The following is a 24734-nucleotide window of genomic DNA, read 5'->3' on the forward strand; positions in this document are numbered from 1 at the left end:
AATGCAAAAACCTTCGAAGGACAGGGGATGTACACATCTCGCGGGTTCAGGGAGTGGGAGATCGGGGACATCGACGTCATCCGGCGGGGGAAGCTCTTCCACCTCTTCCACCTGGTGCTGCCCAACCACGACTACATCGCCCACGCGGTGAGCCCGGACGGCATGAACTGGTCGCGCACCCGCAACGCCATCTTCACGGGGGAGCCGGGAACCTGGGACGACGACATGCTCTGGACCATGCACGTGAGCCACAACCCGGAACGCAAGCTCTACGAGATGTTCTACACGGGCCTGCACCGGGCGGAGAACGGCTACTTCCAGCGCATCGGGCGGGCCGTTTCCCGGGACCTGGTGGCCTGGCGCAAGGAGAACGAGAAGAACCTTCCGCTCCTTCCCACGGGCAGCCACTACGAGGGGCCGGGCTACTCGGAACGGGGCTGGGTGTCCTTCCGGGACCCCTACCTCTGGCGGAGCGCCGGGCAGGAGTGGCTCCTCCTGTGCGCCCGGGTGATCGGTGGACCGGTCAGCCGGCGGGGCTGCGTGGGTCTGGTTCGGCGGGCGGAGGAGGGCTACCTCATCGAGCCGCCCCTCTTCTTCCCCCGGATGTACGACGACATCGAGTGCCCCTGCCTGGTGGAGCTGGAGGGGACGTACTACCTCATCGGTTCCATCCGGGAGGATGTGGAGGTGCACTACTGGTGGTGCGACACCTTCCAGGGGGAGTACCGGGCCTTCAACAACAACGTCCTGCTCCCCAAGGGCAACTATGCGGCCCGGGCCATGCGGGACGGCGACCGCACCCTCATCTACTCGTTCTACATCGACGGGATCAACGTGGAGAGCGGGGCCCGGAGCCTGCCCCCGCCCAAGGAGCTGCGCCGGCGCGGGGACGGCAGGCTGGAGCTCGTGAGCTATCACCGCTGGGCGGACAAGGTCCGGGGGATGGCCCCCTTCCTGCGGGACGCCTTCAAGCCCTGCCTGGAGAACCCCACCGCCAGCTGCGATGTGGACGGCGAGCGCATCCGCTTCGCCTGCCGCAGCGGGTTCGAGCTCTTCACCGTGCCGGCCGCGGAGGGGTCCTGGATCTGGGAGCTGGAGTGGCAGACCCTTCGCCAGGGCGACTGCGGCCTGGTCTTCGGGCTGGACGACCTGCTCAACGGCTACTTCATCTCCCTGGACACGGAGCGGGGCAAGGCCCAGATCCGCGCCTGGGGCAACCGGCTGGAGCGGGTGTTCCAGAACTACATCTACGAGAGCCTGCAGGTGGGGGAGTTCACGCCCATCGCCGACCGGCGCTACTCCCTCCGGCTCATCCGGTGGGCGGGCTACATCGAGCTCTCAGTCAACGGGGTGGTGCGCCTGTCCCTGGTGGACACCCGGTTCTCGGGGCGCAGCCTGGGCATCTACCTGGAGAGCGCCGAGGTCAGCCTATCCATGCCAGCCCTTCGGATTCTCGAACCTCCAGGGCGGGACCTGAACTGAAGACGAAGGGGAGGGGGAACCGGAGGCTGTAGTGGCGGATCCCCTCGAGGATCCCCGCGGCGCAGGGCTGGTTGGCGAAGTACACCCGGGCCCGCCCGCGCAGCTCGCCCAGTTCGGGACTGTGGTTGCCCACCACGATGCCCAGCATGTCGCCCAGGAGCATGTCCCGGTCGTTGCCGGAATCCCCGGCCACCAGGAAGCGGTCCGGGGGGATGCCCCACTTGAAGGCGAGGTAGCGCACCGCGTGGCCCTTGGAGGCGCAGCGGGGCAGCACGTCCAGGTTCCGGGACTCGGAGTACACGAGGTTGGCCTGGAGGCCGGCGCGGTGGAGGTTGGCCACCAGGGTCTCCAGGGGCGGCATGCGGCTGGGCTTGACGTTGTAGCTGAGCTTGTAGGGCCCCTGCTTGCGGTGGTTCTGGAGCCGGAGCCCCGGCACGTCCTTGAGCGCGGACGCCAGGTCCTCCCGCCTCCAGCCCTGGCGGATGTGGTTCTCCCAGGCCTGGTCGTGGGCGCGGTTGAAGCCGTAGCGGATCTCGGTGCCGATGCCGCTGATGATCACGTCGGGCTCGGGCACGCCCCAGGTCTTGAGGGCCCACAGGGCGTTGTCCAGCTTGCGGCCCGTGGCCACCCCGAAGGCCAGGGCGCCGCGCTGCTCCCGGATCCAGGCCAGGAGCTGGTCCAGGGACTCCCGGTCGCCCAGCAGGGTGCCGTCCAGGTCGCAGATGAGCGCGGCCCGGGCGTGGAGGAAGGGGGAGGTGCCCGGGGCCGGGTCCAGGTCGGCCCGCTCCCTACGGGCCTGCTTCCGGCCGCGCTTGAGGAGCCGCTGGAGCACCTTCAGGTACTTCCCGACGTGGGCGTCCCAGCTGTAGGTGTCGCGCACCCGCCGCAGGCCGTTGCGGGCCCATGCCGCCCACCGCGACGGATCCTCCAGGGCGTCCCGGATGGCCGCGGAAAGCGCCGCGGGCTCGCGGGATTCCACCACGGTGCCGTTGCGGCAGTTGGCCACGATGTCCCGGGGGCCGCCGCAGTCGGTGGTCACCACGGGAAGCCCCGTGGCGGCGGCCTCGATGAGGGTGAGCCCGAAGCTCTCCTGGACCGAGGGGTTCACGTAGACGCCCCGGCGCTGCACCGCCAGCCGGTAGAAGCCGGGGACGTCCTCCGCGCGGTGGGTGCGGGGGAAGGCCACGGACCCGAAGAGGTCGAAGCGGTCCAGGGCGAGCAGCAGCTCCTCCCAGGTGCGGCGGCCCTCCTCGTCCATGTCCCGGATGTCCTCGTGGTGGCCGGCCACCAGGAGCAGGTTGGCCTGGGCCCGCAGGCGCGCGTCGAGACCGTAGGCCTCCACCAGGCCCAGGATGTTCTTGGAGGGCACGGGCCGGCCGATGCACAGCACCAGGGGCTTGCGGGGGCGCGCCAGGAAGCGGTCCACGAGGGCCGCCATGGCGGGTTCGGGGTGCCGGGAGGCCGGCGGCGTGAAGCGCCCCAGGTCCGTGCCCGGCGGGATCACCACGGCCCTGCGCGGGTCGAAGTGGGGGTAGAGGCCGTACTGCTCGGCCACCTCCTGCCGGGTGCTGGCCACCACCCGCGCGGCGTGGCGCAGCACCTCGTCCTCGGCCCGGATGCGGCGCTCGAAATGGAACGTCCGCTCGAGAGCGGCCTCCTTGCCTCCGGCCTGCAGGAGGCGGTCCCGCTTGCACCGGCCCAGCGAATGCCCGGTGTGCAGGAAGGGGATGCCCAGAAGCGCGGAAAGGCGCTGGGCCACCAGGCCCGCGTCCCCGTAGTGGCTGTGGAGCACGTCCGGCAGGCGGGGGAGCTCACGGGCGTACACGAGGAAGCGGTCGACCAGCTGGTCGAGGTGGTCCCAGAGCAGCTCCTTGCGCACGTAGCGCCGCGGGCCGAAGGGCAGCCGGATGATCCGGGCGTGGGGCCCCAGGGCCTCCTCCGGCTGGGCATAGTCCGTGGGCAGCGCGGGGTCCTGCACCAGGCGCGTGAGCAGGTCCACCTGGGCCACGTCCGGCTGGCGGCCCAGGGCCTTGGCCAACTCCAGCACGTAGAGCACCTGCCCGCCCGTATCCGGGTCCCGGCCCAGTTCCGGCGCGGTGCCCCGGATCAGTCCGTGGACGCTGATCATCAGGATGTAGATGCCGCTTTCCCTCACTTGGTTCTCCGGAACAGGACGTTCCGTTGAGATGCCGGCCGGGGGCCGCAGGTTCCAGGTACGCGAAAAGGCCCCGGAATCCGGGGCCTTTTCGCGTATGAGGCGCTGCTACTTGACGCGTTCCATGAAGGAGCGGTCCACGGTGTTCACGCGGATCTTCTCGCCCGCTTCCATGTAGGGGGGGACGTTCACGATGACGCCGTTCTCCATTTTCGCGGGCTTGTAGGAGCCGGTGGCGTTGGCGTTCTTCATGACGGGCTCGGTCTCGACGATCTCGAGCACGACGCTGGGGGGAAGGGTGATGCTCAGCGCCTTCTCTTCGTAGAACTCCACTTCCACGACCATGTTGGGCTGGAGGAAGACGGCGTCGTCGCCCATGAACTCCTTGGGGATCTCCAGCTGCTCGTAGGTCTCGCCGTTCATGAGCACGATGTTGTCGCCGTCCTCGTAGAGGAACTCCATCATGTGCTGCTCGAGGCTCGCCTTGTCCACCTTCTCGGCGGAACCGAAGCGGTTCTCGCGGTTGAGGCCGTCCTTGAGACGCTTCATCTTGGTGGCGATGCGGGCCGGGAGGTTGCCGGGGGTCTGGTGCTCGACGAAGGTCACCCGGCAGAGTTCGTTCTCGAAATTGACGATCATCCCGACGCGGAGCTGGACGGCGTTGATGAAGGGCATGGAATCACCTCGTGGAGTCCCGGTTGCTGATTTTGTGACTTCCAATCAGATGGCCCCCGGTTTCACCCAGGGGCCATTTGTCGGTGGTGGGCATATCAGGATTCGAACCTGAGACTTCTACCGTGTGAAGGTAGCACTCTACCGCTGAGTTATACGCCCGCGGTCCATCAGAGTAGCACCTCGGAGGGATTTGTCCAGATCAGAATCGCCTTCGCACCTCCACCCGGATGGCCTGGGGGTCGGCGGCCTTCAGATGCCGGTCCGCCACCGCCTCCCCGTCCGGGAAGCGGGAGGCGTAGTGGTACTGGTAGTTGTATTTCTTCCAATTGAAGGCATTGATTACCTCCACCCCGAAGGACCAGCGGTCCAGATCGACCTGGGCCTTCAGCTCCAGGGCGTCCTGGCGCCCGGCGGTGACCGCCCCGTCCCCGGTGAGGGGCCGGACCTCCGTGCGCCGGACCTTGGCCTCCAGGCCCAGGCCCCGGTCCGACCAGCCCACGCCCAGGTACCCGGTGAGCGGGACCGAGCCCGGCACGTGGTCCAGGCCGTGGGCGGGCTCCTTGAAGGCGGCCCGGTTCCAGCCCCAGGCCAGCTCCGCGCGCCAGGGGCCGGTGCGGACCTCGTTGTAGAGCTCGACGCCCTCGTGGCGGGCCGGGCCCCGGGCCGTGAAGGCGTTTTTCCCGGGATCGAAGAGGACCTCCGCCTCCAGGTCCAGGCGCCAGACCGTCAGGCTCGCCACCCAGGGGGCCAGGGGCCGGGTCTGGGCGCTCACCTCGGCGCTGGTGGTGCGGACCATGGGACGGGTGTCGCGGAAGGCGTCGCCGATGCGAAACCCCCGGCCGGCGCTGGCCGAGAAGACCGTGCCCTCCGCGGGCGAAAACGAGAGGCCGGCCCGCGGGCTCCCCAGGACCTGGCCGCGGTCCTGGGGCGACCAGGGTCCGGCCAGGGCGCTGACGCGGTTCCTGTGGGCGTCCAGGCGCATGCCCAGGAAGGCCTCCCACCCGCGGCCCAGGCGCAGGGCGCTCTGGCCGTGAAGGGTGCCGTGGTAGAGCCACCCCCGCGCGGCCAGCCTGGGCGCGGGCGACGCCCCCAGGCGCTCCCGGTCCGCGGTGGGGGTCACTTCCGCGGTCACGCGGTCCGCGCGGGCCTGGAGGCCCAGGGTGTGCGTCCAGGCGCCCTGGTCCCAGGTCCGCTCGGAATCCATCCCCACGAAGGACCTGCGGTCGACCTGCTCGGTCTGGTCCCCGTTCACGGGGTCCCGGAGGAAGAAGGTCCAGTTGTTCCAGATCCGCTGGTGATGGGCGCCGGCGTAGACGCGGACCCGTCCCGTCCGGCCCGGGCCCTCCCGGGCGGCAAGGCGCCAGCCCAGGAGCACGCGCTGGTTCCGGGTGCCGTCCCCCGCCCTGGCGTCGTCGGGAGTGCCTTCCCCGGTCCAGGGGCGCACGGGACTGGCGCCGCCGGCGTCGGTCCTGTCGTCCGAGCCCAGGAGGGTGAGGCTCCACCGGCCCCGGGGTCCTTCGCCGTCCTTGCGGAAGGCGGCGTTGAGGCGCGCCGACCCCGTGAGGTCGTCCCAGGGCCGCTCGTTGCGGGTGAGGTCCAGGGCGTACGTGACGCTGGACGGGAGGGTCTCGGTCCACAGGAAGCGCGCGAAGCGGTCCGTGCGGGCCCCGCCGTGCGTGAACGAGAGGAAGGGCTCGCGCAGCGCGGGGACCAGCTCCATCGAGGCCCGCCCCGCCACGGCGGTCTGGGCCGAGCGGTAGGGGCCCTTGGCGTACTGGAAGCCCTCCACCACCTCGGGGATCACCAGGGCCTGGTCCAGGAAGCCGGGGCCGTGCACGTGGGAGGGCGTGTTGAGGGGGATGCCCCCCAGCTCCACCTCGAAATCGGTGCCGAATTCCAGCTCGAAGCCCCGGGCGAAGAACTGCGAGGACTCGGCGCCCGCCTGGGGAGGGCGGCGTCCCTCCGCCCCCTGGAGGCCGTGGCCCACAAATGTCACATACAATATGCCTTCCAACAGCCGGTGCCTGGCCATTCCTCCCTCCGTTCGAAAAGCCGGCAGTTGGGCAACTAATCAAGCCCAACGAAGGTGCCGGGTTTCCCCTGTGTGCGAGGAAAGGGGTCCTGGTTCAATGATTAATATATGCAAGCCTCGGCCGGAGCCGGAGGCTTGCGGTTCCGGGTATCGTGGGTTTCGAGGTGCACCGTGATTCTTCCTTTCCAAGGCATGGCTCCGCGCATCGGCGAACGGGTCCTGGTGGCCCCCAGCGCCACGGTCCTGGGGGACGTCGCCCTGGGCGACGACACGTCGGTGTGGTTCAACTGCGTCCTGCGGGGGGACGTAAACGCCATCGCCATCGGCCGCCGCGTGAACATCCAGGACTTCTGCTGCCTCCACGTCACCAACGGCAGGTGGTCGCTCACCCTGGAGGACGAGGTGAGCGTCGCCCACAACGTCATGCTCCACGGCTGCACCGTGCGCCGGGGCGCCCTGGTGGGCATGAGCACGACGATCATGGACGGCGCGGAGGTGGGCGAGGGCTGCCTGGTGGCGGCCGGATCGCTCCTCAAGGAGGGCTTCAAGGCGCCGCCGGGAACCCTGGTGGCGGGGTGGCCCGCCACGGTCAAGGGGCCCCTCTCGCCCGCGCAGCGCGAGCTGGTGGCCGGGATCTGGCCGCGCTACGTGCGCTACAAGGAGGCCTACTTCAAGGACGGCTGGCCCGTGGCGGTCTCCCCCGCAGCGGCCTTTCCGGAACCCGGGTTCCGGGAGGGGCATCTTTTCCCCTAGGGGGAGAAGGCCGATTTACGGCTAGACTTTCTTCCATTGAAACCCCAGAGCCCCATGAGCCCCCTCCTCGTCCTCCGCGTCCACACCGATCTCCGCCTTGGCTTCGGGCACCTCGCCCGGGCCCTGGTGCTCCAGGAACACTGGCGCAGCCTGGGCGGCGCCGCCTGCATCGCCGTCTCCGGCGACGCCCGGGCCCGCATGGCGGGCCAGGGCCAGCACCCCTTCGACGGCCGGCCCCTGCCCTGCCGCGTCGTGGACCTGGGGGAGGACCTCCACGCGGGCCTGCCCGAGGCCCTCAAGGCCGAGGCGGACGTGGTGCTGGTGGACCTGTGGGACGCCACCCAGGCCGACGTGGCCGGCGCGCGGCCCCTGAAGGTCGCGCTCCTGGAGGACGAGGGCGACGCCCACGAGGCGGCGGACCTGCTCTTCCAGCCCTACCTGGAGGGCGTGAGCTGGCCGGCGTCCCCCTTGAAGGTCGTCAACGGCCGCAAGGTGCGCCCCCTGGAAACGACCCGCGGCGCCTGCCGCATCCTCCGGGGTTCCCACTACATCGTGGTGGATCCCCAGGCGCTGGCGCTGCGGCCCCGGCGCGAACCGCTCCAGCCCCTGGCGGTGCACAAGCTCCTCGTGACCTTCGGCGGAACCGACGGCCCCGGGCTCGCGGCCCGCGCCCTCGAAGTGCTGCGGAGCCTGGCGGCCTCGGGGCGCTGGACCGGCGCCTGCACCCTGCTGGCCCCCCAGGGCCTGGAAGCCCCGCCCTTCCCGGGCTGCCGCATCCTCAAGAGCCTGCCCTCCCTCACCCGGCACCTCCAGGAGTTCGACGCCCTGTGGTGCGCCGGCGGCCTCACCCTCGCCGAGGCCCTGTGCATGGGCGTGCCCGCGGCCACCTGGGGCCAGAACGACCGGCAGCAGGTCATGCTCTCGGACATCGCGCGGGTCGGCGGCTGCCTCGACCTGGGCCTGGGCACCGACGCCGACCCCGAGGCCACCCGGGACGCCCTGGAGCAGTGGCTGGGTCCCGAGGGCCAGGAGACGCGCCAGGAGCAGGTGCGCGACGGCATGGCCCTGATCGACGGCATGGGCGCCAGCCGCCTGGCCCAGGAGCTCTGGAGCCTCGCTTCATCTTCAAAAGAGTCCTTGACCCCTTAGGGGATCAACGATAAAGTTGTTGTTCTGCGCATCACTAGATGGGCAGCTTGACGATGGATTTCACATCGAATTCGTAGGTTTTCGGAGTTCGGCCATGAGCACCTATTTCCCCAAGGGTCAAGACCTAGTCAATCGCAAGTGGTTCGTCGTCGACGCCACCGGGCTGCCCGTGGGCCGCCTGAGCACCGTCGTCGCGGACGTCCTCTCCGGCAAGAGCAAGCCGACCTGGACCCCCTTCATCGACACGGGCGACCATGTGGTGGTGATCAATGCCGCCAAGGCCGTCTTCACCGGCAAGAAGGCCACCCAGAAGTTCTACCGCCGCACGAGCACCCAGCCCGGCAGCATGGTCGAGGTCCGGGCCGACGTCATGAAGATCACCTTCCCCGGCCGCATCATCGAGAGCGCCGTGAAGGGCATGCTTCCCAAGGGCCCCCTGGGCCGCGCGATGTATCGCAAGCTCAAGGTCTACGACGGCGCCGAGCACCAGCAGCAGTCGCAGCAGCCCGAAACCCTGGCTATCAAGCTCTAATCTACCGAGGCACACATGGCGATTTCCCAGAACTACGGAACCGGCCGGCGCAAGTCCTGCACCGCTCGCGTCTTCATGCGCCCCGGCACCGGCAAGGTCACCGTGAACGGCCGCACCGAGGAGAACTACTTCCCCAACGCCGTGCTCCGCATGGTGGTGCACCAGCCGCTCGTGCTGGCCGAGATGGACGGCAAGTTCGACCTGATCGTCTCCGTCTCCGGCGGCGGCCCCGCCGGCCAGGCTTCGGCCATCCGCATGGGCCTCTCCCGCGCCCTGCTCGGCTACAACGACCAGCTCAAGGGCATGCTCCGGCAGGCCGGCCTGCTGACCCGCGATCCTCGCATGAAGGAGCGCAAGAAGCCCGGTCAGATGGGCGCCCGCCGCCGCTTCCAGTTCTCGAAGCGCTAGTCTTTGGCAATGCGTATCAAGGACGGGGAGATTCGATCTCCCCGTTCGTGTGTCTGACGGATTCCTCTCCGGAGGAATCGATTCGGGCGGAGATTTCCCCTTCGCCCTTCATCCCCCGCGGCATCCGCCGCTCTCCCAGGGAGGCCTTCCATGGCTGCCATCCAAATGAAGGAACTGCTTGAAGCCGGTGTGCACTTCGGCCACCAGACCAAGCGCTGGAACCCCAAGATGAAGAAGTACATCTTCGGCGCCCGGAACAGCATCTACATCATCGACCTGCAGAAGACGCTCCGCCTCTGGAACACGGCCGCCAACTTCCTCACCAAGGCCGCCAGCGAAGGCAAGAACTTCCTCTTCGTCGCCACCAAGCCCCAGGCCCAGGAGCTCATCGCCGAGCAGGCCCAGCGCTGCGGCGCCTACTACGTGAACAACCGCTGGCTGGGCGGCATGCTCACCAACTTCGCGACCATCAAGAAGTCGCTGGACAAGCTCAAGGAGATCGAGGCCACCCTCAACGATCCCGCGCGCACGGCCATGCTGACCAAGAAGGAGATCCTGACCCTGACCCGCTCCAAGGAGAAGCTCGAAGCCTCCTTCGCCGGCATCCGGGACATGCGTTCGGTTCCCGACGTCATCTTCGTCATCGATCCGCACCGCGAGGACATCGCCATCACCGAGGCCGCCAAGCTGGGCCTGAAGATCGTCGGCCTGGTCGACACCAACTGCGACCCCGACAAGATCAACTACGTCATCCCCGCCAACGACGACGCGATCCGCTCCATCCTGCTCTTCTCCGAGCGCGTGGCCGACTCCATCCTCGAAGGCCGCCAGTCCTTCCAGGACAAGGGCGACAACGACAACATGAAGGCCATGATGGCCGAGAAGATGAACGAAGGCGGCGAGGCCTAGGCTCGGCTTTGAAGCGGTCGGTTGCCGGCTTCGAGCCCGGCGGCTGACCGCTCAGTTCTTACCACCGAATTTTCACAGGAGTTCGCAATGGCATACACGGCCCTAGATGTGAAGGCCCTCCGGGACAAGACCGGCCTGGGCATGATGGACTGCAAGAAGGCCCTGGAAGAGAACGGCGGGGACATGGAAAAGGCCATGGACTACCTCCGCAAGAAGGGCCTGGCCTCCTCCGCCGCCAAGGCCGGCCGCATCGCCGCCGAGGGCATCGTCGAGTCCTACATCCACCCCGGCGGCCGCGTCGGCGTGCTCATCGAGCTGAACTGCGAGACCGATTTCGTGGCCCGCACCGAGAACTTCACCCGCCTCGTGCGCGAAGTGGCCATGCACATCGCCGCCCACGATCCCGCGCCCCAGTTCGTGACGAAGGAAGAGGTCACCCAGTCCTTCCTGGACAAGGAGAAGGAGATCGCCACCTCCCAGGCCCTGGCCACCGGCAAGCCCGCCGCCGTCGTCGAGAAGATCGTCGAAGGCAAGATGAACAAGATCTACGAGGAAGTCTGCCTCCTGGAGCAGAAGTTCATCATGAACGGCGATCTCACCGTCGCCCAGCACCTTTCCGCCAAGACCGCCGAGATCGGCGAGAAGCTCAGCATCCGCCGCTTCACGAAGTACGTGATGGGCGAAGGCCTCGAGAAGCGCAACGACGACTTCGCGGCGGAAGTCGCCGCCCAGGCCGCCGCCGCCAAGTAGGATTCCACCCTGTCCCATTGAGCGAGAAGGCGGCCCCTGTGCCGCCTTCTCCATTTACGGAGGTACTTATGAGCAAGACCGCGTGGCTGTTCCCGGGCCAGGGTTCCCAGGCCGTGGGCATGGGCGTTGCGCTGGCCGAGGCGGAACCCGCCGCCAGGGCCGTCCTCCAGGAGGCCGACAGCGCCCTCGGCTTCGACCTCTCCTCCCTCATGGCCCAGGGCCCCGAGGAGCAGCTCAAGCTCACCGAGCACACCCAGCCCGCCATCCTCACCCACAGCACCATGGTGGTCCGCGCCTACGGCGCGCGCCTGCCCAAGCCCGACTACGTGGCCGGGCACTCCCTGGGCGAGTACAGCGCCCTGGTGGCCAACGGCTCGCTGCGCTTCGGCGACGCCGTGCGCACCGTGCGCGAGCGCGGCCGCGCCATGCAGGTGGCCGTGCCCGTGGGCGTGGGCGCCATGGCCGCCATCCTCGGCTCCACGGTGGCCGATGTGGAGGCCGCCTGCGCCGAGGCCCAGACCCAGACCGGCCTGGTGGCCGTCCCCGCCAACTTCAACGGCCCGGGCCAGATCGTCATCGCCGGCCACGTCGAGGGCGTGGAGGCCGCCATGGAGATCCTGAAGGCCAAGGGCGTGCGCAAGATGATGAAGCTCCCCGTGAGCGCGCCCTTCCACAGCCCCCTCATGGAGCCCGCCAAGGTGCACATGCAGCAGCTCCTGGGCGCCACGGTCTTCGCCATGCCCAGCTGCCCCCTGGCCAACAACGTGGACGCCGCCCTGGTGACCGATCCCGCGGCCCTGCGGGACGGCCTGGTGCGCCAGATCCCGGGCGCCGTGCGCTGGGAGGCCCTCACCGCCCTGCTGCTCCAGGAGGGGGTCACCTCCTTCTTCGAGCTGGGCCCCGGCAAGGTGCTCAGCGGCCTCGTGAAGCGCCAGGCCAAGGAGGCCGGCATCGAGGTGACCGCCATCTCCATCGGCGCCCCCGAGGACCTGCAGGCCCTTGCCTAGCCTGGTCTACCTCCACGGCTTCGCCTCCGGTCCCCGCGGATCCAAGGGCGAGCACTGCCGGCTCTGGGCGGCGGCGCGGAACATCCCCTTCCTCGCCCCCGACCTGAACCTGCCGACCTTCGAGGCCCTCACCGTCTCCGCCCAGGTGGAGGCGGTGGAGGCCCTCCTGCGCACCCTGCCGGAACCCCCGGTGGTGGTGGGCAGCAGCCTGGGGGGCCTGGTCGCCGCCGCCGTGGCCCACCGCGGCGCGGCCCTGGCCGGGCTCATCCTCCTGGCCCCCGCCTTCGGCTTCGCCTCCCGCCGCCTGGAGGGGCCGCGGTGGGCCGGCTACCGGCGCCGCGGGAGCATCCCCATCTTCCACCACGCCCGCAACGCCTGGACCCGCCTGGGGCCCGAACTCCTGGCGGACCTGCCGGCGTGGGCGGACGACGGGAGGTGGCGGGTCGGGGCGCCCCTGGCGATCCTCCACGGGACCCGGGACGAATCGGTGCCGGTCCAGGTGAGCCGGGCGTTCGCGGGCCGGCACGGCGGGGCCGATCTGCGGGAACTGGACGACGACCACGGCCTGCTGGGAACGGCCAGCCTGGAGGTGCTGGGTGACCTCCTGGCCCGGATGTGCCAGCCCGCCCGCAGCGGGTCCGCATCGACAGGTCCCTGACGACACGGGCCGCGGCGCACGGTTCATCGGCCAGGTGAACCCTCCGGTTCAGGACCTCCCGGCCGGGAGGGCCTTCAGAACGGGCTCTCCGGCACCGCCTCCGAAAGCGTCGGCGCCAGCCGCGCCTGCCTCGCCAGCCGGGACCAGGCCGCCAGGACCAGGGCCGGGAGGCCGATCCAGAACAGTTCCGTCCACAGGCTGTGCAGGAAGTGCCACGTGTGCTCCCGCCCCAGGGGCAGGGGCGCGACCCTTCCGGGCTGCCACACGCAGGCCCAGCGGGTCTCGGAGAAGGGCATGAAGAGGGCCACGCCCACGCCGCCCGAGGTCAGGGCGTCCAGGAGGCCGTGGGACAGCGCGGCGATGGTCAGGCAGAGCCAGACGGCGCCGCGGCGCTGGTCCCTTCGGTAGGCCAGGAGGAAGACGGCGGCGGCGATGAGCACGGCCGCGAAGAGGGAGTGGGCCGCCCCCCGGTGGTTGAGCACGTGGCCGCGGTGCATGTCCAGGAGGCTCACGAACCAGTCCAGGTCGGGCGCCATGGCGCAGCACGCGGCCAGGGCCCAGGTCCGCCGCGGGAGCTTGTCCCCGTGGAAGGCGGTGGTGATGGCGAGGCCGGCGGCGGCGTGGCCGAGAAGGGAGGGCATGGTGAACCTCGGGCGGGGTCCGGCAGCGCTCCGCCGGATCCACCATGCTAGGGAATCCCGGCGCCCGCCCTGCCACGGCGGTGTGACTTACTCGCCCTTCACGGCCTTCTTGACGCCATGGCCCACGTCCTTGGCCCCGTCCCGGAAGCCGTGGCCCACCTTTTTCGCGCCCTCGCCGACGGCCTTGCCGGCGGTCTTCGCGCCCCTGCCCACGGCCTTGCCGCCCTCCCGCGCTGCGTGGCCCACGGCCTTGGCGCCCTTCTTCACGGCGTGGCCGACCTCCTTGCCCGCCTCCTTCACGCCTTCCACGACCCCGGGCTTCTCCTCCTGGGCCCGCACTGCGCCGCCAGTCAGGATCAGGGCCGTCACGGTCAATCGCTTCAGCATGGCCGCCTCCGGCCTCCATTCTACCCCGGGCGCCCAGGGGCGCCGGATTGTAAGAAGCGCCCGGAATGGCATACTTACAGGTCCCCATGACGGCCACCCGATCCCTCCTGCCCCCGCGCCTCCGCCAAGCCGGCAAGGTCCTCACCAGCGGAATCCTCTTCACCCTCCTGGGCGTGGGAGGCTGCGTGTGCACCCTGCTCATCCGGCCCGTCCTGGCCGTGCTGCCGGGGGGCCGGGAAGCGCGCCGGCGGCGGGCGGCGCGCATCATCCGGCGCTTCTTCAGGCTCTTCGTCTTCGGGCTGGAGGCTTCGGGGATCCTGCAGGTGGAGACGGACGGGATGCCCCAGGGGCTCAAGGGCGCCCTCATCCTGGCGAACCACCCCTCGTACCTGGACATCGTGATCCTCATCGCCCTGCTGCCGGACACGGTGTGCGTGGTGAAGGAGGCGGTCTGGAACAACCTCTTCTTCGGTCCGCTGGTGCGGGCCGCGGGCTTCATCAACAACCAGGGGCCGGATGAGGTGCTGGAGCACTGCGGCCTCGCCCTCGCCTCGGGACAGAACCTCGTGATCTTCCCGGAAGGGGGCCGCACCCGCCCGGGCCCGCCCCTGAGGTTCAAGCGGGGAGCGGCCCACCTGGCCCTGAGGACAGGCGCCCCCATCCTGCCGGTGCGCGTCACCGTGGACCCGCCCCTCCTGGCCAAGGGGGACCGCTGGTACATGGTCCCGGCGCCCACCTGCAGGTTCCGCTTCGCCTTCGGCGACTGGGTCCACGCCCCGGCGGCGGCGGAGGCGGACCACCCCCGGGAGGCCCGGATCCTCACGCGGATCCTGGAGAGCCGCTTCAATGAGGAGAGCCATGGCTCCCACGCCCTTTGAGCTGAAGGTCTTCATCATCGAGGCCCTGGACCTGGAGGACCTCCGGCCCGGGGACATCGGCGACGACCAGCCCCTGTTCAAGGGGGGCCTGGGGCTGGATTCCGTGGACGCCCTGGAGCTGGCCATGGCCCTGAAGCGCCGTTTCGGCGCCACGGTCGAGGAGGCCGGATCCCTCCAGGGACGCCTGGGCACCGTGCGGGCCCTGGCCGCATGGCTCGCCGAGGGGGGCGGAAAAACCGGGTGAAACCGGGCGGACGAGAGGTCTAAACTTGTTTTATCCAAACCTGCCCCCGGGAGTGAACCATGAAGCCTGCGGTCGTACTCGCCACCATCGCCATCCTGCTGGGAGCGCCCGCGCTCGAGGCCGGCACCAAGCTCTCCCGGGCCGTGGTGGACGGCAATCTCCAGCTGGCCAAGAACCTCGTGGAGACCGGGGAGAAGGTCAACGACGTGGACAAGTGGGGCTGGACGCCCCTGGCCTGGGCGGCCTACTACGGGCACCCGGTCATCGTGAAGTGGCTCCTGGAACAGGGAGCGGATCCCAACATCCTGACCTTCAAGGAATACGGACGCTACAAGCCGGGCGTGTCGCCGCTGCTCCTGGCCGCCTACTACGGGTACGAGGAGATCGTGGCCGACCTGCTCAAGGCCAAGGCCGACCCCGACATCGCGGACATCTCCGGCAGGAAGCCCGTGGACTACGCCCGGGATTTCGGGTTCACCAGGTGCGTGGAGCTGCTTTCCCGGTAGACCTGAACCGCCTGATCAGCACGTAGACCGGCAGCGCGAGGAGCAGCCCCAGCAGGGGCCCCACCACCAGGGACCCCAGCAGCCACTCCCAGAGCCTCTGGGGGAATTCGGCGACCAGGCCCTGGCGGTTCCAGGCGGTCCACCAGCGCCCGTGGAGGAGCAGGTGCCCCGCCTGCACGCAGAGGAAGGGCACGAAGGGGGCCACGCAGACGTTGGAGGCGCCCATGCCGGCCAGCTTGTTGAGGTGCAGGCGGTGGTGCACGAAGGCGATGACCACAAGGCCGAAGGGGATGATGGGCAGGCTGCCCAGGAAGACGCCCAGCCCCGCCGCGGTGGCCAGCGCCGCGGGGCTGTCGTGCTCGGTGGCCAGGGTCCGCAGGAAGGCCCGGGGCGACGCCAGGGCCCGCCGGGCCTCTCCGGCCAGGGGCGGCCCCTGGCGATGGAACAGGGCGCGCACGACCAGGAAGGTGTGGAGCGCGGTGAGCCGCAGGTTGTCCCGGAAGGCCAGGAAGTGGGAGACGCGCTCGCGGCCGGGCTGGTAGAGGACCCGGATGGGGGCCTCCACGATGGCCAGGCCCGCCCAGGCCCCGCGCACCAGGACCTCCACCTCGAAGGCGTAGCGCCGGGAGCGGAACCGGCATCCGGTGAGGAACGCCACGGGGTAGACCCGGAAGCCGCTCTGGGTATCGCGCAGGTCGCGCCCGCACTCCAGGCGGACCCAGAAGTTGGAGAAGGCGCGGCCGAAGCGGCTGGACCCGGGCACCTCCGGGCCGTCCATGGCGCGCACGCCGATGGCGATGGCGGGCCAGTGCGCCGCGGCGGCGGCGATGAGCGCCGGGGCGTCGGCGGGGTAGTGCTGTCCGTCGGCGTCGATGGAGAGCAGGGCCCCGAAGCCCTCGGCCGCGGCCGCCCGGGCCCCGGCCAGGAGCGCGGCGCCCTTGCCCTGGTTGGGCTCCAGGCGCAGGGTGCGCACGGGGAGGTCCGCCACCCGCTCCAGGGCGCCGTCGCGGCTGCCGTCGTCCACCACCAGCACGGGCAGCCCCTGGCCGAGCAGCCCCTCCACGACCCCGCGCAGGGTGGCGGCGTGGTCGTACACCGGCACCACCGCCAGGACGTGGGGCGCCTCAGTCATGGGAAGGGCCCGGCCAGCGCCCCTCCACTTCCAGGATCATGCCGCCCCGGCCGAAGAGCTTGAGGAGGTGCCCCTCCGCGCGCACGGTCTCGATGCCCGCCGCGCCCAGGAGCCGGACCACTTCCCGCCGGGAGCGGGACTTGAGCCAGATGCCCTGGCGCAGCGCGTTGCCCACCTGGGTCCAGAACCGCAGGAAGGACGTGCGCGCGGTGATGAAGTACACGGGGGCGCCGGGCTCGAGGTGGGGCGCCAGGCGCCGGAAGAAGGCCGGCAGGTCCTGGAAGTACTCGAAGACGAGGAAGGAGAAGACGGCGGCGTAGGGGCCCTCGAAGGCAAAGGACTCCGCGTCCCCCTCCAGGGCGCGGATGTTCGTGACGCCCGCGGCCGCGGCCTTGCGCTCCAGGTGGCGCAGCATGTTCCCGGAGAGGTCCACGGCGTGCACCTCCGCGCAGCGCCGGGCCAGCTCCAGGGTGAAGATGCCCGTGCCCGCGCCCAGTTCCAGCACGGTGCCCCGCCCCCGGAGGAGGTCGGGAAGGCGCCTGCGGAAGAGCTCGAGTTCCAGGTTCCGGCTCAGGGCCACGGCGGTGCCGAACTGCTCCTGGTCGTAGGTGCCGGCGAGGTCGTCGTAGAAGCTTTCGGCGGCGCCCTGGGTCTCCAGGCTGCGCTGCATCAGGGCGCGGCCCAGGAGCGCGGACGGGGGCACCACCTCCAGGCCCCGCTCGCCCAGTCCGCGCACCACGGCCTCCAGCTCCCCCAGCAGCTCGTCCACGGTGGCCCGGGTGGGCCTCACGTCGTGCAGGAGGATCAGGTCCCCGGGCCGGACCTTGTCCAGGATGCGCCGGGCCAGGCCCGGCACCCGGCGGTTGCCCTGGTCCAGGGCCCGGCAGCTGAAGTTCACGCAGAACATGCCGTGGTCCAGGAGCACCGGCCACAGCCGGGAGCTGGTGATCCCCACCGGCGGCCGGAAGGCCCGGGGCAGGATGCCGAAACCCCTGAAGATCTCCTGGGCCCGGGCCACCTCCTCGCGGAGGATCTTCTGGCCCCGGAGCATGAGCATCGGGAAGTGGTGCCAGCTGTGGCTGCCGACCTCATGGCCCCGGGCGAGGATGTCGCGCACGAGGTCCGGGTTCGCCTCGGCCTTGGCAGCCACCAGGAAGAAGGCCGCCTTCAGGCCGTGGCGGTCCAGGAGGTCCAGGACCGCGGGGGTCGCCGCGGGATCCGGCCCGTCGTCGAAGCTCAGCGCCACGCGGGGCGACCTGCGGCTGCCCCGGGACAGGATGGGCAGGAAGAAGCCGAAGCGCGGCAGGAAGGGGGCCACCCCGCAGAGGAGGACGAAGAGGGCCAAGGGCAAAGCGGCCAATCGAACGTCCACGAAAAGCAGGAGGAAAGCCAGCTGGAACGCGGTGAGGGCCGCCAGGTGGGCCACGGTCAGGGGGAAGCGCATGTGTGCTATATTACAGAATTACGAACAGGTACGGGCTTTCGGGCATGCCCTCTGATCCTGGGGCCCCATGAGTCGAATCCTCCTAGTCTCCGCCAATCTGACCCTGGAGCCCTACCCGGTCTACCCCCTGGGGATGGCGGTGGTGGCGGGGTCGCTGGCCGCGCGGGGCCACCTGGTGGAGCAGTTCGACTTCCTGGCCGCGGGCGCCTCGGAGGCCGCCTTCACGGCGCGCGTGCGCGATTTCGGCCCGGACTTCCTGGGCATCTCCATGCGCAACCTGGACACCTGCGATTCCCTGGTGGATTCGGACTACCCGGCCGTGGCGCGGCGCCTGGTGGAGCTGGCCCGGACCTGCACGGACGCCCCCGTCATCCTGGGGGGCCCGGCCTTCACGATCCTGCCTGAGGCGATCCTCGCCTACACGGGCGCCGACCACGGCGTCGCCGGCGAAGGGGAGGGCGCGGCGGCGGACCTGGTGGAGGCCCTGGCCGCGGGCCGGACGATGCCCCGCATCCACCGCAATGCCGGCCTGGCCCCGGAGATGGCGGCCCCGCGCTACGACGAGGCCATCGTGGGCTTCTACCAGGAGGCCTCGGGTCTCCTGAACATCCAGACCAAGCGGGGCTGCTCCCACCAGTGCGTCTACTGCAACTACCCGGCCCTGGAAGGGTCGGCCTACCGCGCGCGGGACCCGCGCGCCGTCGTCGACGACCTGGAGGAGGCCCACGCCCGCTTCGGCCAGGCCGACTTCTTCATCGCCGACGCGGTGTTCAACGACCACGGCGGCCAGCACATGGAGGTGGTCGAGGAGCTGCTGCGCCGCGCGCTGCCCATAAGGTGGTCCTGCTACATGCGCCCCAGCCTGCTGCGCGAAACGGACCTGCGCCTCATGGCCAAGGCCGGCCTGCGCGCCGCCGAACTGGGCACGGACGCCACCACCGACGCGACCCTGCGGGCCCTGGGCAAGGGCTTCACCTTCGACGAGGCGGTGGAGGCCAACGAGCTCTTCGTGGCCTGCCGCGTCCCCTGCGCGCACTTCGTGATGTTCGGCGGGCCCGGGGAGACCGAGGCCACGGTCGCCGAGGGCCTGGCCAACCTGCAGCGGCTGCGCAGCACCGCGGTCTTCGCCTTCTCGGGCATCCGCATCTTCCCCGCCACCGCCCTGCACCGCCTGGCCCTGCTGGAGGGCAAGGTGGGGCCGGACACCGACCTGCGCGAGCCCGTCTACTACCACGCCGCCGGCGTGGACATCAGGGCCATGGAGGCCCGCATCGAGGCGGCCTTCCGGGGCCACAGGGACCGGTTCTTCCCGCCCGAGCGGGGCCGGGAGCGCATGACGGCCCTGCAGGCCATGGGCTTCCGGGGGCTCATCTGGGATTCCCTCATCCGCTACCCGAAGGATGCGCAGCCGTGCTGAACTACCGGAAGATCCTCCTCATCCATCCGCTCGGGTACCGCGCCGGCGCAGCCGGGCAGGACATCTCCCGGGTCGCCAACCTCATGCCGCCCCTGGGGCTGGCGAGCCTGGCGGCGTACCTGGACGCCCGGGGCATGGAAACCGCGATCATCGACTGCTTCGCCAACCCGGATTCCGACGGCCTCATCGAGGCGCACCTTCGCGCCGAGCGCCCGGGCTTCGTGGGCTTCAGCTGCACCACCTCGAGCTTCCTGGACGGCGTGCGCATCGCGGAGCTGGCCAAGCGGGCCTGCCCCGGGGTCCTGAGCGTCTTCGGGGGGCCCCACATCTCGGCCCTGAAGGAGCGCCTGCTGCGGGAGTACCCCGCCATGGACTTCGCCGTGGCCGGCGAGGGCGAGGAGACCCTGCGCGAGCTGATGGACGGCGGCTTCGAGACGCCGGCCCAGGTGCGGGGCCTCATCTGGCGGGACGGCCCGGACGGGGACATCCGCTTCAACGGCTACCGGACCGGGCTGGAGCTGGACAGCCTCCCCTTCCCCGCCTACGGCAAGCTCGCGGGTTTCCCGGGCGCCTACAAGCTGCCCATCTTCAACTACCCCACCGTCCCCAACACCAGCTGCATCTCCAGCCGGGGCTGCCCCTACGCGTGCTCCTACTGCGACCGGAGCGTGTTCCAGCGCAGCTTCCGGTCCAACTCGGCGGAGTACCTCTACGACCACATGCGCATGCTGCGCGGGCGCTTCGGCATCCGCCACATCAACTTCTACGACGACCAGTTCACCCTGGACCGCCGGCGGGTGGAGCGGCTCACGGACCGGCTCCTGGCCGAACCCCTGGGGATGACCTTCAACTGCGCCGTGCGGGCCGAGCACATCGACCCGGACCTGGTGGGCCGCATGAAGCGGGCCGGGTGCTGGATGATGAGCCTGGGTATCGAGACCGGCGACGCCGAGCTCCTGGCCCGGCACCGCCAGAACCCCGACCTCGAACACCTGGCCGGAAAGATCCGCACCATCAGCGCCGCGGGCATCCGCACCAAGGGCCTGCTCATGATCGGGCTCCCCGGGGAGACCGAGGCCAGCATCCGCCGCAGCATGGACTACGTCTTCTCGCTGCCCGTGGACGACTTCAACCTCGCCAAGTTCACGCCCTTCCCCGGTTCGCCCATCTACGACGGCATCCGCGAGCTGGGGGACTTCGACGAGGACTGGGAGAAGATGGACTGCATGAACTTCCAGTTCGTGACTCGCGGCATGACCCGGGAGCGGCTGGAGGAGCTGTTCCGGGAGTTCTACGAGCGGCACTTCAAGCGGCCCAAGGTGCTGTGGGGCTACGTCACCATGCTCTGGCGTTCCCCCGACAGCTGGCTTCGCTTCCTGGCCGGACTGGGGAGCTTCCTGCGCTTCACCCGCTCCACCCGGCGCATGATGGCACGGGAGGACTAGTGGAGCCCGGCCGGATCGAGTGGCGGATTCGAGGCATCGGAACCCGGTGGCAGCTGGGCTTCTTCCACGGGCTGATCCGGCTGGCGGGGCGGTCCGTGGCCTACGCCCTGGCGGACCTGGTGAGCCTCTACTACACCCTCACCCGGCCTTCCATCCGCCATCGGTGCCGGCCGTACCTCGCCCACCGGTTCCCCGGGCGCACCGGGCTCCGGCGCCTGGTGGACACCTTCCGCCTGAGCCGCACGTTCGCGCGGCTCATGGTGGACCAGGCCGCCCAGCGGATCCTGGGCCGGGGGGAGTTCATCACCCACCTGCGGGGCCGCGCGGACCTGGCGGCCCTCCTCGCCGAAGGCCGGGGCCTGGTCATCGTCACCGCCCACGTGGGGGCCTGGCAGCTGGGCATGGCCAACCTCGCCCACCTGGACCGCCCCATCTCCGTGCTGGCGCGGTTCGACGCGGGGGACGCCAGCTCCCCCTTCCAGGCCTTCGCCGGCCGCGACTTCCGGATCATCGACCCGGAGGCCTTCCTGGGCGGCGTCCCGGACATGCTGGGCGCGCTGCAGCGCGGCGAGGTCCTGTGCCTCATGGGGGACCGGGCCTGGGGCGCCAGCGGCGGCACCGTGGCGGTGGACTTCCTGGGCGGCCCGGTGCCGCTGCCTTTCACCGCCTACAAGCTGGCCTCGGCCACCGGGGCGCCCGTGGCGGTGCTCTTCCCCTTCAAGCCCGGTCCGGACCAGTACGAGATGCAGCTGGCCGCCGTGGTCCGCGTCCCGCCCGGCCTGGGACGGGCCCCGGAGGCCTACCGCCCCTACGCCGCCGCCTACGCCCAGGCCCTGGCGGGCTTCCTGGACGCCTATCCCTACCACTTCTTCAACTTCTTCGACCTGTGGGCCGGAGAGACCGGCCCCCGTTGAACGCGACGCCATGCGCTTCCTGATCCTGCCGGGCAGCAACGCCCTGTCCCACCTCGCCAAGGGCCTGGCCCTGCGGGAGGCCCTCCTGGCCAGGGGCCACGAAGTGGCCTTCGCCACCACCCCGGCCCGCTCCCCCTTCCTGGCGGAACTGGGCGTGCCCCACCACCTGCTGCCCGACCTGCAGGAGGCCGACCAGGGGTCGGCCCCGGCCTACGCCTGGTTCCGCCAACCCGAGCGGTTCCTCCGGGTGGTCCAGGCGGAGCGGGCGCTCATGGCCGAGGTGCGGGCCCAGCGGGTCGTGGGCGTCTTCCGGTTCACGGCCACCACCTCCGCGGCCCTGGCGGGTCTGCCCTGCGACACCCTGGCCTGCGGCTGCATGATCCCGGCCTTCCGGGGCGTCCTGGGGTTCGGGGAGGGCGAGCCGGGGGAGGCCGAACAGGGGGTGTTCCTGGAGGCCTTCTTCCGCGGGGCGGCCCGCCGGGTGTCCATGGCCCTGGGGGCCCTGGGCCGACCGGCCGTGCAGGATGCGCGCGCCCTCCTGCTGGGCGGCCGCACCTTCCTGTGGGACACCCCCGGCTTCCAGCCCCTGGCCGCCTCGGAAGGCCTGGAACACGTGGGCCCCCTGGCCTGGAATCGCTGGCCCCGGGCGGGCGGGGCGGTTCCCGGCGCGCCCCTGGCCGTCCTCTCCATGGGCACGGCCCTGCCCCCGGGCGCGGGACCCGCCCGACTCCTTGATAGGCTGCTGGCCCTGGGCTACCGGGTCGCCCTGGCCGGCGGGGGCCATCCGGCTCCGGACCGGAATGACCCGCGCATCACCGCCTACACCTACGCGCCCATGAACGGCCTGCTGGAGCGGGCCGCCCTCCTCGTCTGCCACGGAGGCCAGCAGACCGTCTTCGAGGCCCTGGCCCACGGCGTGCCCGTGGGCGTCTTTCCCTTCCACCCGGAACAGGCCCAGAACGGGCTCTGCCTGGAGCGGCTGGGGGCTGGCGCCCGGCTGGTCCCCCCCACGGTCTTCTGGGGGTCCAGCGACGTCTATGCCCGGGCCCTGGAGGCCATGGACGATGCGGAGCTGGACGCCCGCATCCTCGCCCTGCGGGGCCTGACCGCCCGCACCCCGGACCCGGGCCTGGACCGGGGAGCCGAACGTCTGGCGGAACGGCTGGAGACCTGATGCGCATCCTCCTGGTGCACGGCTACACAGGATCCCCCGCGGATCTCGCGCCCCTGGCCGAGGCGCTGGACGCGGTCCTCGGGCCCGGGCACACCCGGCTGGCGGCCCTCCATCCCCGGTGGCGGGGCGGCCCGCCGCCGCCCTTCGACCGGGAGGCCTTCCTGGCGCTCCTGAGAGCCGAAGCCGAAGGCGGCCGTCCCCTGGTGGTGATCGGCCACTCCACCGGCGGCACCCTGGCCCTCCTGGCCCGCCTCGAACCCGACCTCCTGGTCCTCCTGGGCACCCCGCCCCGGGTGGGCCTGGACCACCTGGCGCGCCTCCAGGCCGCCACCCGCCCCGGAAACGAGGCGCCCGGGCTGCTGGATCTCGCCCGGCTGGTAAAGGCCGTCAACGAGGCCGGCGCCGCGGGTCTTCCGCCCGGGACCCTGGTGGTGCACGGGGAGGCCGATCCCCTGGTGCCCCCCGCGGACCTGGCGCACTGGGGCCCGGCGGCGCGGCCGGTAGGGGTGCCGGGGGCCGGGCACCACCTGCCGGCGGCCCCGGTCCTGGCCGCGATCCTCGAAGCCCTGCCCCCCGCCCTCACCGGCCCCGACCAGGAACGGCTCCGGCTCCTGGAACCCCAGGTGGCCCGCTTTGCCGATCGGGTGCCCGGGGGCTGGCAGGTCCTGGGCCGGAGTCCTTCGGCCCGGCGGGCCCTGAGGCCCGGGACGGGCCTGCCGCCGGACCTGGGACCGCTGGCCCCGCCCCCGGTGCTGGCCAACCTCGAGGTCACCACCCGGTGCCCCCACGCCTGCCCCTCCTGCGCCCGGGCCACGGGCGCCCCCCACCGGGGCGACCTGAACCGGTTCCAGGAGGTCCTGGACCGCCTGCCCCACGCCTCCCGCCTGACCCTGGTGGGCCTGGGGGAGCCCACGCTCCATCCGCGCCTGGCGGAACTGGTGGCCCTGGCCGCCGGGGAGGGCCGCGGCGTGGGCCTGGTGACCAGCGGCGCGGCCCTGACCCCGGACCTGGCCCGGAGCCTGGTCCAGGCCGGACTCGGGGGGGCCACCTTCAGCCTGGACGCGGGCGAGGCCGACCTGGCCGGGCGGCTGCGCCCCGGCGTGCCCTTCGCGCGGACCCTCGCCAACCTGACGGAGGCCGCCCGGATCTTCGGCGACCGGGTGCCCCGGGCGGTGTTCACCGCCGTGGGCACGGCCAACGCCCGCCACCTCGCCCCCGTGGCGGACCTGGCCCTCGCCCTGGGCGCCCGGGCCTGGATGCTGTCGGACCTGAACTTCGACGCCAACCGGGACCGTTCCCTGGCCGGGGCCGCCACCGGGGAAGACCGGACGGCCATCCGGGAGGCCGTGGACGGGGCCATGGCCGCTGGTCTGCCCGTTCTGCACGTGCGCGGACTGGAGGAACTGGGCAAGCCCTTCCGTCTGCGGGAGCTGCTCCTGCGCCCGGTGGACGCGCTTTGGAGCCGAAGCCCCGGCCACGCCAACTGCCTGTCCCCCTGGCAGACCCTCGCCCTGGGCGCCGACGGCACGGTCACGGCCTGCGATTGCCAACCCGGTGAGGAGGTGGGCAACCTCTTCGAAACGCCGTTCCAGGCCCTGTGGAACGGCCCGGGCATGGTCCGCCTGCGGCAGGAGCTGCTCGCCGGGACGCCGCGGGCGGCGTGCCGCCACTGCCCCCGGCTCTGATGTATACTGGGCATTCCCCTGCCCGGGGCCTTAACGTCTGCCGGAGCGCGCGTTAGCTACCACAACCGCCGGGCGTCCCCCCAGAGCCGGAGCCCGCCATGCCCCCCAAGACCCAGGAAGAGATTCTCCAGTGGGTCCGCTCCGCCCTGAAGACGAACTTCCATCTGGACCCGCGCTCCGTGCGCATGGACTCGAACCTCTTCACCGACCTGGGCCTGGACAGCATCGACGAGGTCGAGCTGGCCCAGCACATGCAGGAGTACACCGGGCGCCGCCTGGCGCCGGAGGAGTTCCGGGTGCTGTGCACCGTGGAGGACGTGGTGGTCTCCGTGCAGAAGATGCTGGAAGCCTGAGCGC

Annotated in this window: 25 protein-coding genes and 1 tRNA gene; 18 read left to right on the forward strand and 8 right to left on the reverse strand. The window is 71.0% G+C overall.

What is annotated here, in order from left to right; translation table 11 throughout:
* Nucleotides 1-27: 27 nt before the first annotated feature.
* On the forward strand, nucleotides 28-1482 hold the full coding sequence (locus ACZ5MC_RS19680; RefSeq protein WP_306602193.1) for a glycoside hydrolase family protein: 1455 nt from the start codon (nucleotides 28-30) through the stop codon (nucleotides 1480-1482).
* On the opposite strand, the gene ACZ5MC_RS19685 is transcribed toward ACZ5MC_RS19680, so the two are convergent.
* The 4 genes from ACZ5MC_RS19685 to ACZ5MC_RS19700 all read right to left on the reverse strand — a co-directional run bounded on the left by ACZ5MC_RS19685 (nucleotide 1424) and on the right by ACZ5MC_RS19700 (nucleotide 6308).
* Nucleotides 1424-3637, reverse strand: a complete 2214-nt coding sequence (locus ACZ5MC_RS19685) for an HAD-IIB family hydrolase (RefSeq protein WP_464516580.1) — start codon at nucleotides 3635-3637, stop codon at nucleotides 1424-1426. The two genes, ACZ5MC_RS19680 and ACZ5MC_RS19685, sit on opposite strands and share 59 nt — an antisense overlap.
* A 108-nt stretch (nucleotides 3638-3745) precedes the next feature.
* Nucleotides 3746-4312 carry an elongation factor P gene (efp, locus tag ACZ5MC_RS19690; RefSeq protein ID WP_306602195.1) on the reverse strand — a complete coding sequence of 189 codons (567 nt, stop codon included), beginning with the start codon at nucleotides 4310-4312 and terminating at the stop codon, nucleotides 3746-3748.
* A gap of 84 nt (nucleotides 4313-4396) precedes the next feature.
* A tRNA-Val gene (locus ACZ5MC_RS19695) sits at nucleotides 4397-4471 on the reverse strand.
* A gap of 40 nt (nucleotides 4472-4511) precedes the next feature.
* On the reverse strand, nucleotides 4512-6308 hold the full coding sequence (locus ACZ5MC_RS19700) for a TonB-dependent receptor domain-containing protein (RefSeq protein ID WP_464517795.1): 1797 nt from the start codon (nucleotides 6306-6308) through the stop codon (nucleotides 4512-4514).
* A 228-nt stretch (nucleotides 6309-6536) separates the two neighbouring features.
* On the opposite strand from ACZ5MC_RS19700, the gene ACZ5MC_RS19705 reads away from it, so the two are divergent.
* The 8 genes from ACZ5MC_RS19705 to ACZ5MC_RS19740 all read left to right on the forward strand — a co-directional run bounded on the left by ACZ5MC_RS19705 (nucleotide 6537) and on the right by ACZ5MC_RS19740 (nucleotide 12510).
* Nucleotides 6537-7097 (forward strand): gamma carbonic anhydrase family protein, encoded by a 561-nt coding sequence (locus ACZ5MC_RS19705; RefSeq protein ID WP_306602197.1) that lies wholly within the window; start codon nucleotides 6537-6539, stop codon nucleotides 7095-7097.
* A 54-nt stretch (nucleotides 7098-7151) separates the two neighbouring features.
* Nucleotides 7152-8246 carry a hypothetical protein gene (locus ACZ5MC_RS19710; protein WP_464516581.1) on the forward strand — a complete coding sequence of 365 codons (1095 nt, stop codon included), beginning with the start codon at nucleotides 7152-7154 and terminating at the stop codon, nucleotides 8244-8246.
* Nucleotides 8247-8340: 94 nt separating this feature from the next.
* A complete protein-coding gene (gene rplM / locus ACZ5MC_RS19715) occupies nucleotides 8341-8778 on the forward strand; it encodes a 50S ribosomal protein L13 (protein ID WP_306602199.1) in 438 nt (145 codons plus the stop codon).
* A gap of 15 nt (nucleotides 8779-8793) precedes the next feature.
* The gene (gene rpsI, locus ACZ5MC_RS19720) at nucleotides 8794-9186 is read left to right on the forward strand and encodes a 30S ribosomal protein S9 (protein WP_306602200.1); all 393 of its coding nucleotides are present in this window, start codon (nucleotides 8794-8796) and stop codon (nucleotides 9184-9186) included.
* Between the two features lie 150 nt (nucleotides 9187-9336).
* The gene (gene rpsB, locus ACZ5MC_RS19725) at nucleotides 9337-10095 is read left to right on the forward strand and encodes a 30S ribosomal protein S2 (RefSeq protein WP_306602201.1); all 759 of its coding nucleotides are present in this window, start codon (nucleotides 9337-9339) and stop codon (nucleotides 10093-10095) included.
* Nucleotides 10096-10182: 87 nt separating this feature from the next.
* Nucleotides 10183-10845, forward strand: coding sequence for a translation elongation factor Ts (gene tsf / locus ACZ5MC_RS19730; RefSeq protein WP_306602202.1), 663 nt, complete (start codon nucleotides 10183-10185; stop codon nucleotides 10843-10845).
* A 68-nt stretch (nucleotides 10846-10913) separates the two neighbouring features.
* Nucleotides 10914-11852 carry an ACP S-malonyltransferase gene (gene fabD, locus ACZ5MC_RS19735; protein ID WP_464516582.1) on the forward strand — a complete coding sequence of 313 codons (939 nt, stop codon included), beginning with the start codon at nucleotides 10914-10916 and terminating at the stop codon, nucleotides 11850-11852.
* Nucleotides 11845-12510 (forward strand): YqiA/YcfP family alpha/beta fold hydrolase, encoded by a 666-nt coding sequence (locus ACZ5MC_RS19740; RefSeq protein WP_464516583.1) that lies wholly within the window; start codon nucleotides 11845-11847, stop codon nucleotides 12508-12510. Before fabD ends, ACZ5MC_RS19740 begins: the two co-directional genes overlap by 8 nt.
* Nucleotides 12511-12584: 74 nt before the next feature.
* Here ACZ5MC_RS19740 and ACZ5MC_RS19745 read toward each other — a convergent pair whose 3' ends face one another.
* Together ACZ5MC_RS19745 and ACZ5MC_RS19750 are read right to left on the reverse strand one after the other, a co-directional pair.
* Complete coding sequence (locus ACZ5MC_RS19745) at nucleotides 12585-13151, reverse strand: metal-dependent hydrolase (protein ID WP_306602205.1); 567 nt, start codon at nucleotides 13149-13151, stop codon at nucleotides 12585-12587.
* Nucleotides 13152-13238: 87 nt separating this feature from the next.
* The gene (locus ACZ5MC_RS19750) at nucleotides 13239-13538 is read right to left on the reverse strand and encodes a hypothetical protein (RefSeq protein ID WP_306602206.1); all 300 of its coding nucleotides are present in this window, start codon (nucleotides 13536-13538) and stop codon (nucleotides 13239-13241) included.
* A gap of 65 nt (nucleotides 13539-13603) precedes the next feature.
* On the opposite strand from ACZ5MC_RS19750, the gene ACZ5MC_RS19755 reads away from it, so the two are divergent.
* The 3 genes from ACZ5MC_RS19755 to ACZ5MC_RS19765 are packed head-to-tail and all read left to right on the forward strand — an operon-like array spanning nucleotide 13604 to nucleotide 15166.
* Complete coding sequence (locus ACZ5MC_RS19755) at nucleotides 13604-14416, forward strand: lysophospholipid acyltransferase family protein (RefSeq protein ID WP_464516584.1); 813 nt, start codon at nucleotides 13604-13606, stop codon at nucleotides 14414-14416.
* On the forward strand, nucleotides 14397-14660 hold the full coding sequence (locus ACZ5MC_RS19760) for a phosphopantetheine-binding protein (protein WP_306602208.1): 264 nt from the start codon (nucleotides 14397-14399) through the stop codon (nucleotides 14658-14660). Before ACZ5MC_RS19755 ends, ACZ5MC_RS19760 begins: the two co-directional genes overlap by 20 nt.
* A gap of 59 nt (nucleotides 14661-14719) precedes the next feature.
* Entirely contained in the window at nucleotides 14720-15166 is a 447-nt protein-coding gene (locus tag ACZ5MC_RS19765; protein ID WP_464516585.1) for an ankyrin repeat domain-containing protein, read from the forward strand.
* Here the strand turns inward: ACZ5MC_RS19765 and ACZ5MC_RS19770 are convergent.
* Both ACZ5MC_RS19770 and ACZ5MC_RS19775 read right to left on the reverse strand, forming a co-directional pair.
* Nucleotides 15135-16298, reverse strand: a complete 1164-nt coding sequence (locus tag ACZ5MC_RS19770) for a DUF2062 domain-containing protein (RefSeq protein ID WP_464516586.1) — start codon at nucleotides 16296-16298, stop codon at nucleotides 15135-15137. The genes ACZ5MC_RS19765 and ACZ5MC_RS19770 overlap by 32 nt on opposite strands.
* Nucleotides 16291-17742, reverse strand: a complete 1452-nt coding sequence (locus ACZ5MC_RS19775; protein WP_464516587.1) for a polysaccharide deacetylase family protein — start codon at nucleotides 17740-17742, stop codon at nucleotides 16291-16293. The genes ACZ5MC_RS19770 and ACZ5MC_RS19775 overlap by 8 nt, the downstream gene beginning before the upstream one ends.
* A gap of 67 nt (nucleotides 17743-17809) precedes the next feature.
* Here ACZ5MC_RS19775 and ACZ5MC_RS19780 point away from each other — a divergent pair, with 67 nt between their 5' ends.
* The 6 genes from ACZ5MC_RS19780 (at nucleotide 17810) to ACZ5MC_RS19805 (ending at nucleotide 24730) form a co-directional block, all read left to right on the forward strand.
* Nucleotides 17810-19159 (forward strand): lipid biosynthesis B12-binding/radical SAM protein, encoded by a 1350-nt coding sequence (locus ACZ5MC_RS19780; RefSeq protein WP_464516588.1) that lies wholly within the window; start codon nucleotides 17810-17812, stop codon nucleotides 19157-19159.
* Nucleotides 19153-20604 carry a B12-binding domain-containing radical SAM protein gene (locus ACZ5MC_RS19785; RefSeq protein ID WP_306602213.1) on the forward strand — a complete coding sequence of 484 codons (1452 nt, stop codon included), beginning with the start codon at nucleotides 19153-19155 and terminating at the stop codon, nucleotides 20602-20604. Before ACZ5MC_RS19780 ends, ACZ5MC_RS19785 begins: the two co-directional genes overlap by 7 nt.
* Nucleotides 20604-21518, forward strand: a complete 915-nt coding sequence (locus ACZ5MC_RS19790; RefSeq protein ID WP_464516589.1) for an LpxL/LpxP family acyltransferase — start codon at nucleotides 20604-20606, stop codon at nucleotides 21516-21518. The genes ACZ5MC_RS19785 and ACZ5MC_RS19790 overlap by 1 nt, the downstream gene beginning before the upstream one ends.
* Nucleotides 21519-21528: 10 nt before the next feature.
* Complete coding sequence (locus ACZ5MC_RS19795; RefSeq protein ID WP_464516590.1) at nucleotides 21529-22692, forward strand: glycosyltransferase; 1164 nt, start codon at nucleotides 21529-21531, stop codon at nucleotides 22690-22692.
* A complete protein-coding gene (locus tag ACZ5MC_RS19800; RefSeq protein ID WP_464516591.1) occupies nucleotides 22692-24377 on the forward strand; it encodes an alpha/beta fold hydrolase in 1686 nt (561 codons plus the stop codon). Before ACZ5MC_RS19795 ends, ACZ5MC_RS19800 begins: the two co-directional genes overlap by 1 nt.
* 98 nt (nucleotides 24378-24475) lie before the next feature.
* Complete coding sequence (locus ACZ5MC_RS19805; RefSeq protein ID WP_306602217.1) at nucleotides 24476-24730, forward strand: acyl carrier protein; 255 nt, start codon at nucleotides 24476-24478, stop codon at nucleotides 24728-24730.
* The last annotated feature ends 4 nt before the right edge of the window (nucleotides 24731-24734 follow it).

This window comes from Mesoterricola sp. JemC181, assembly GCF_055384585.1.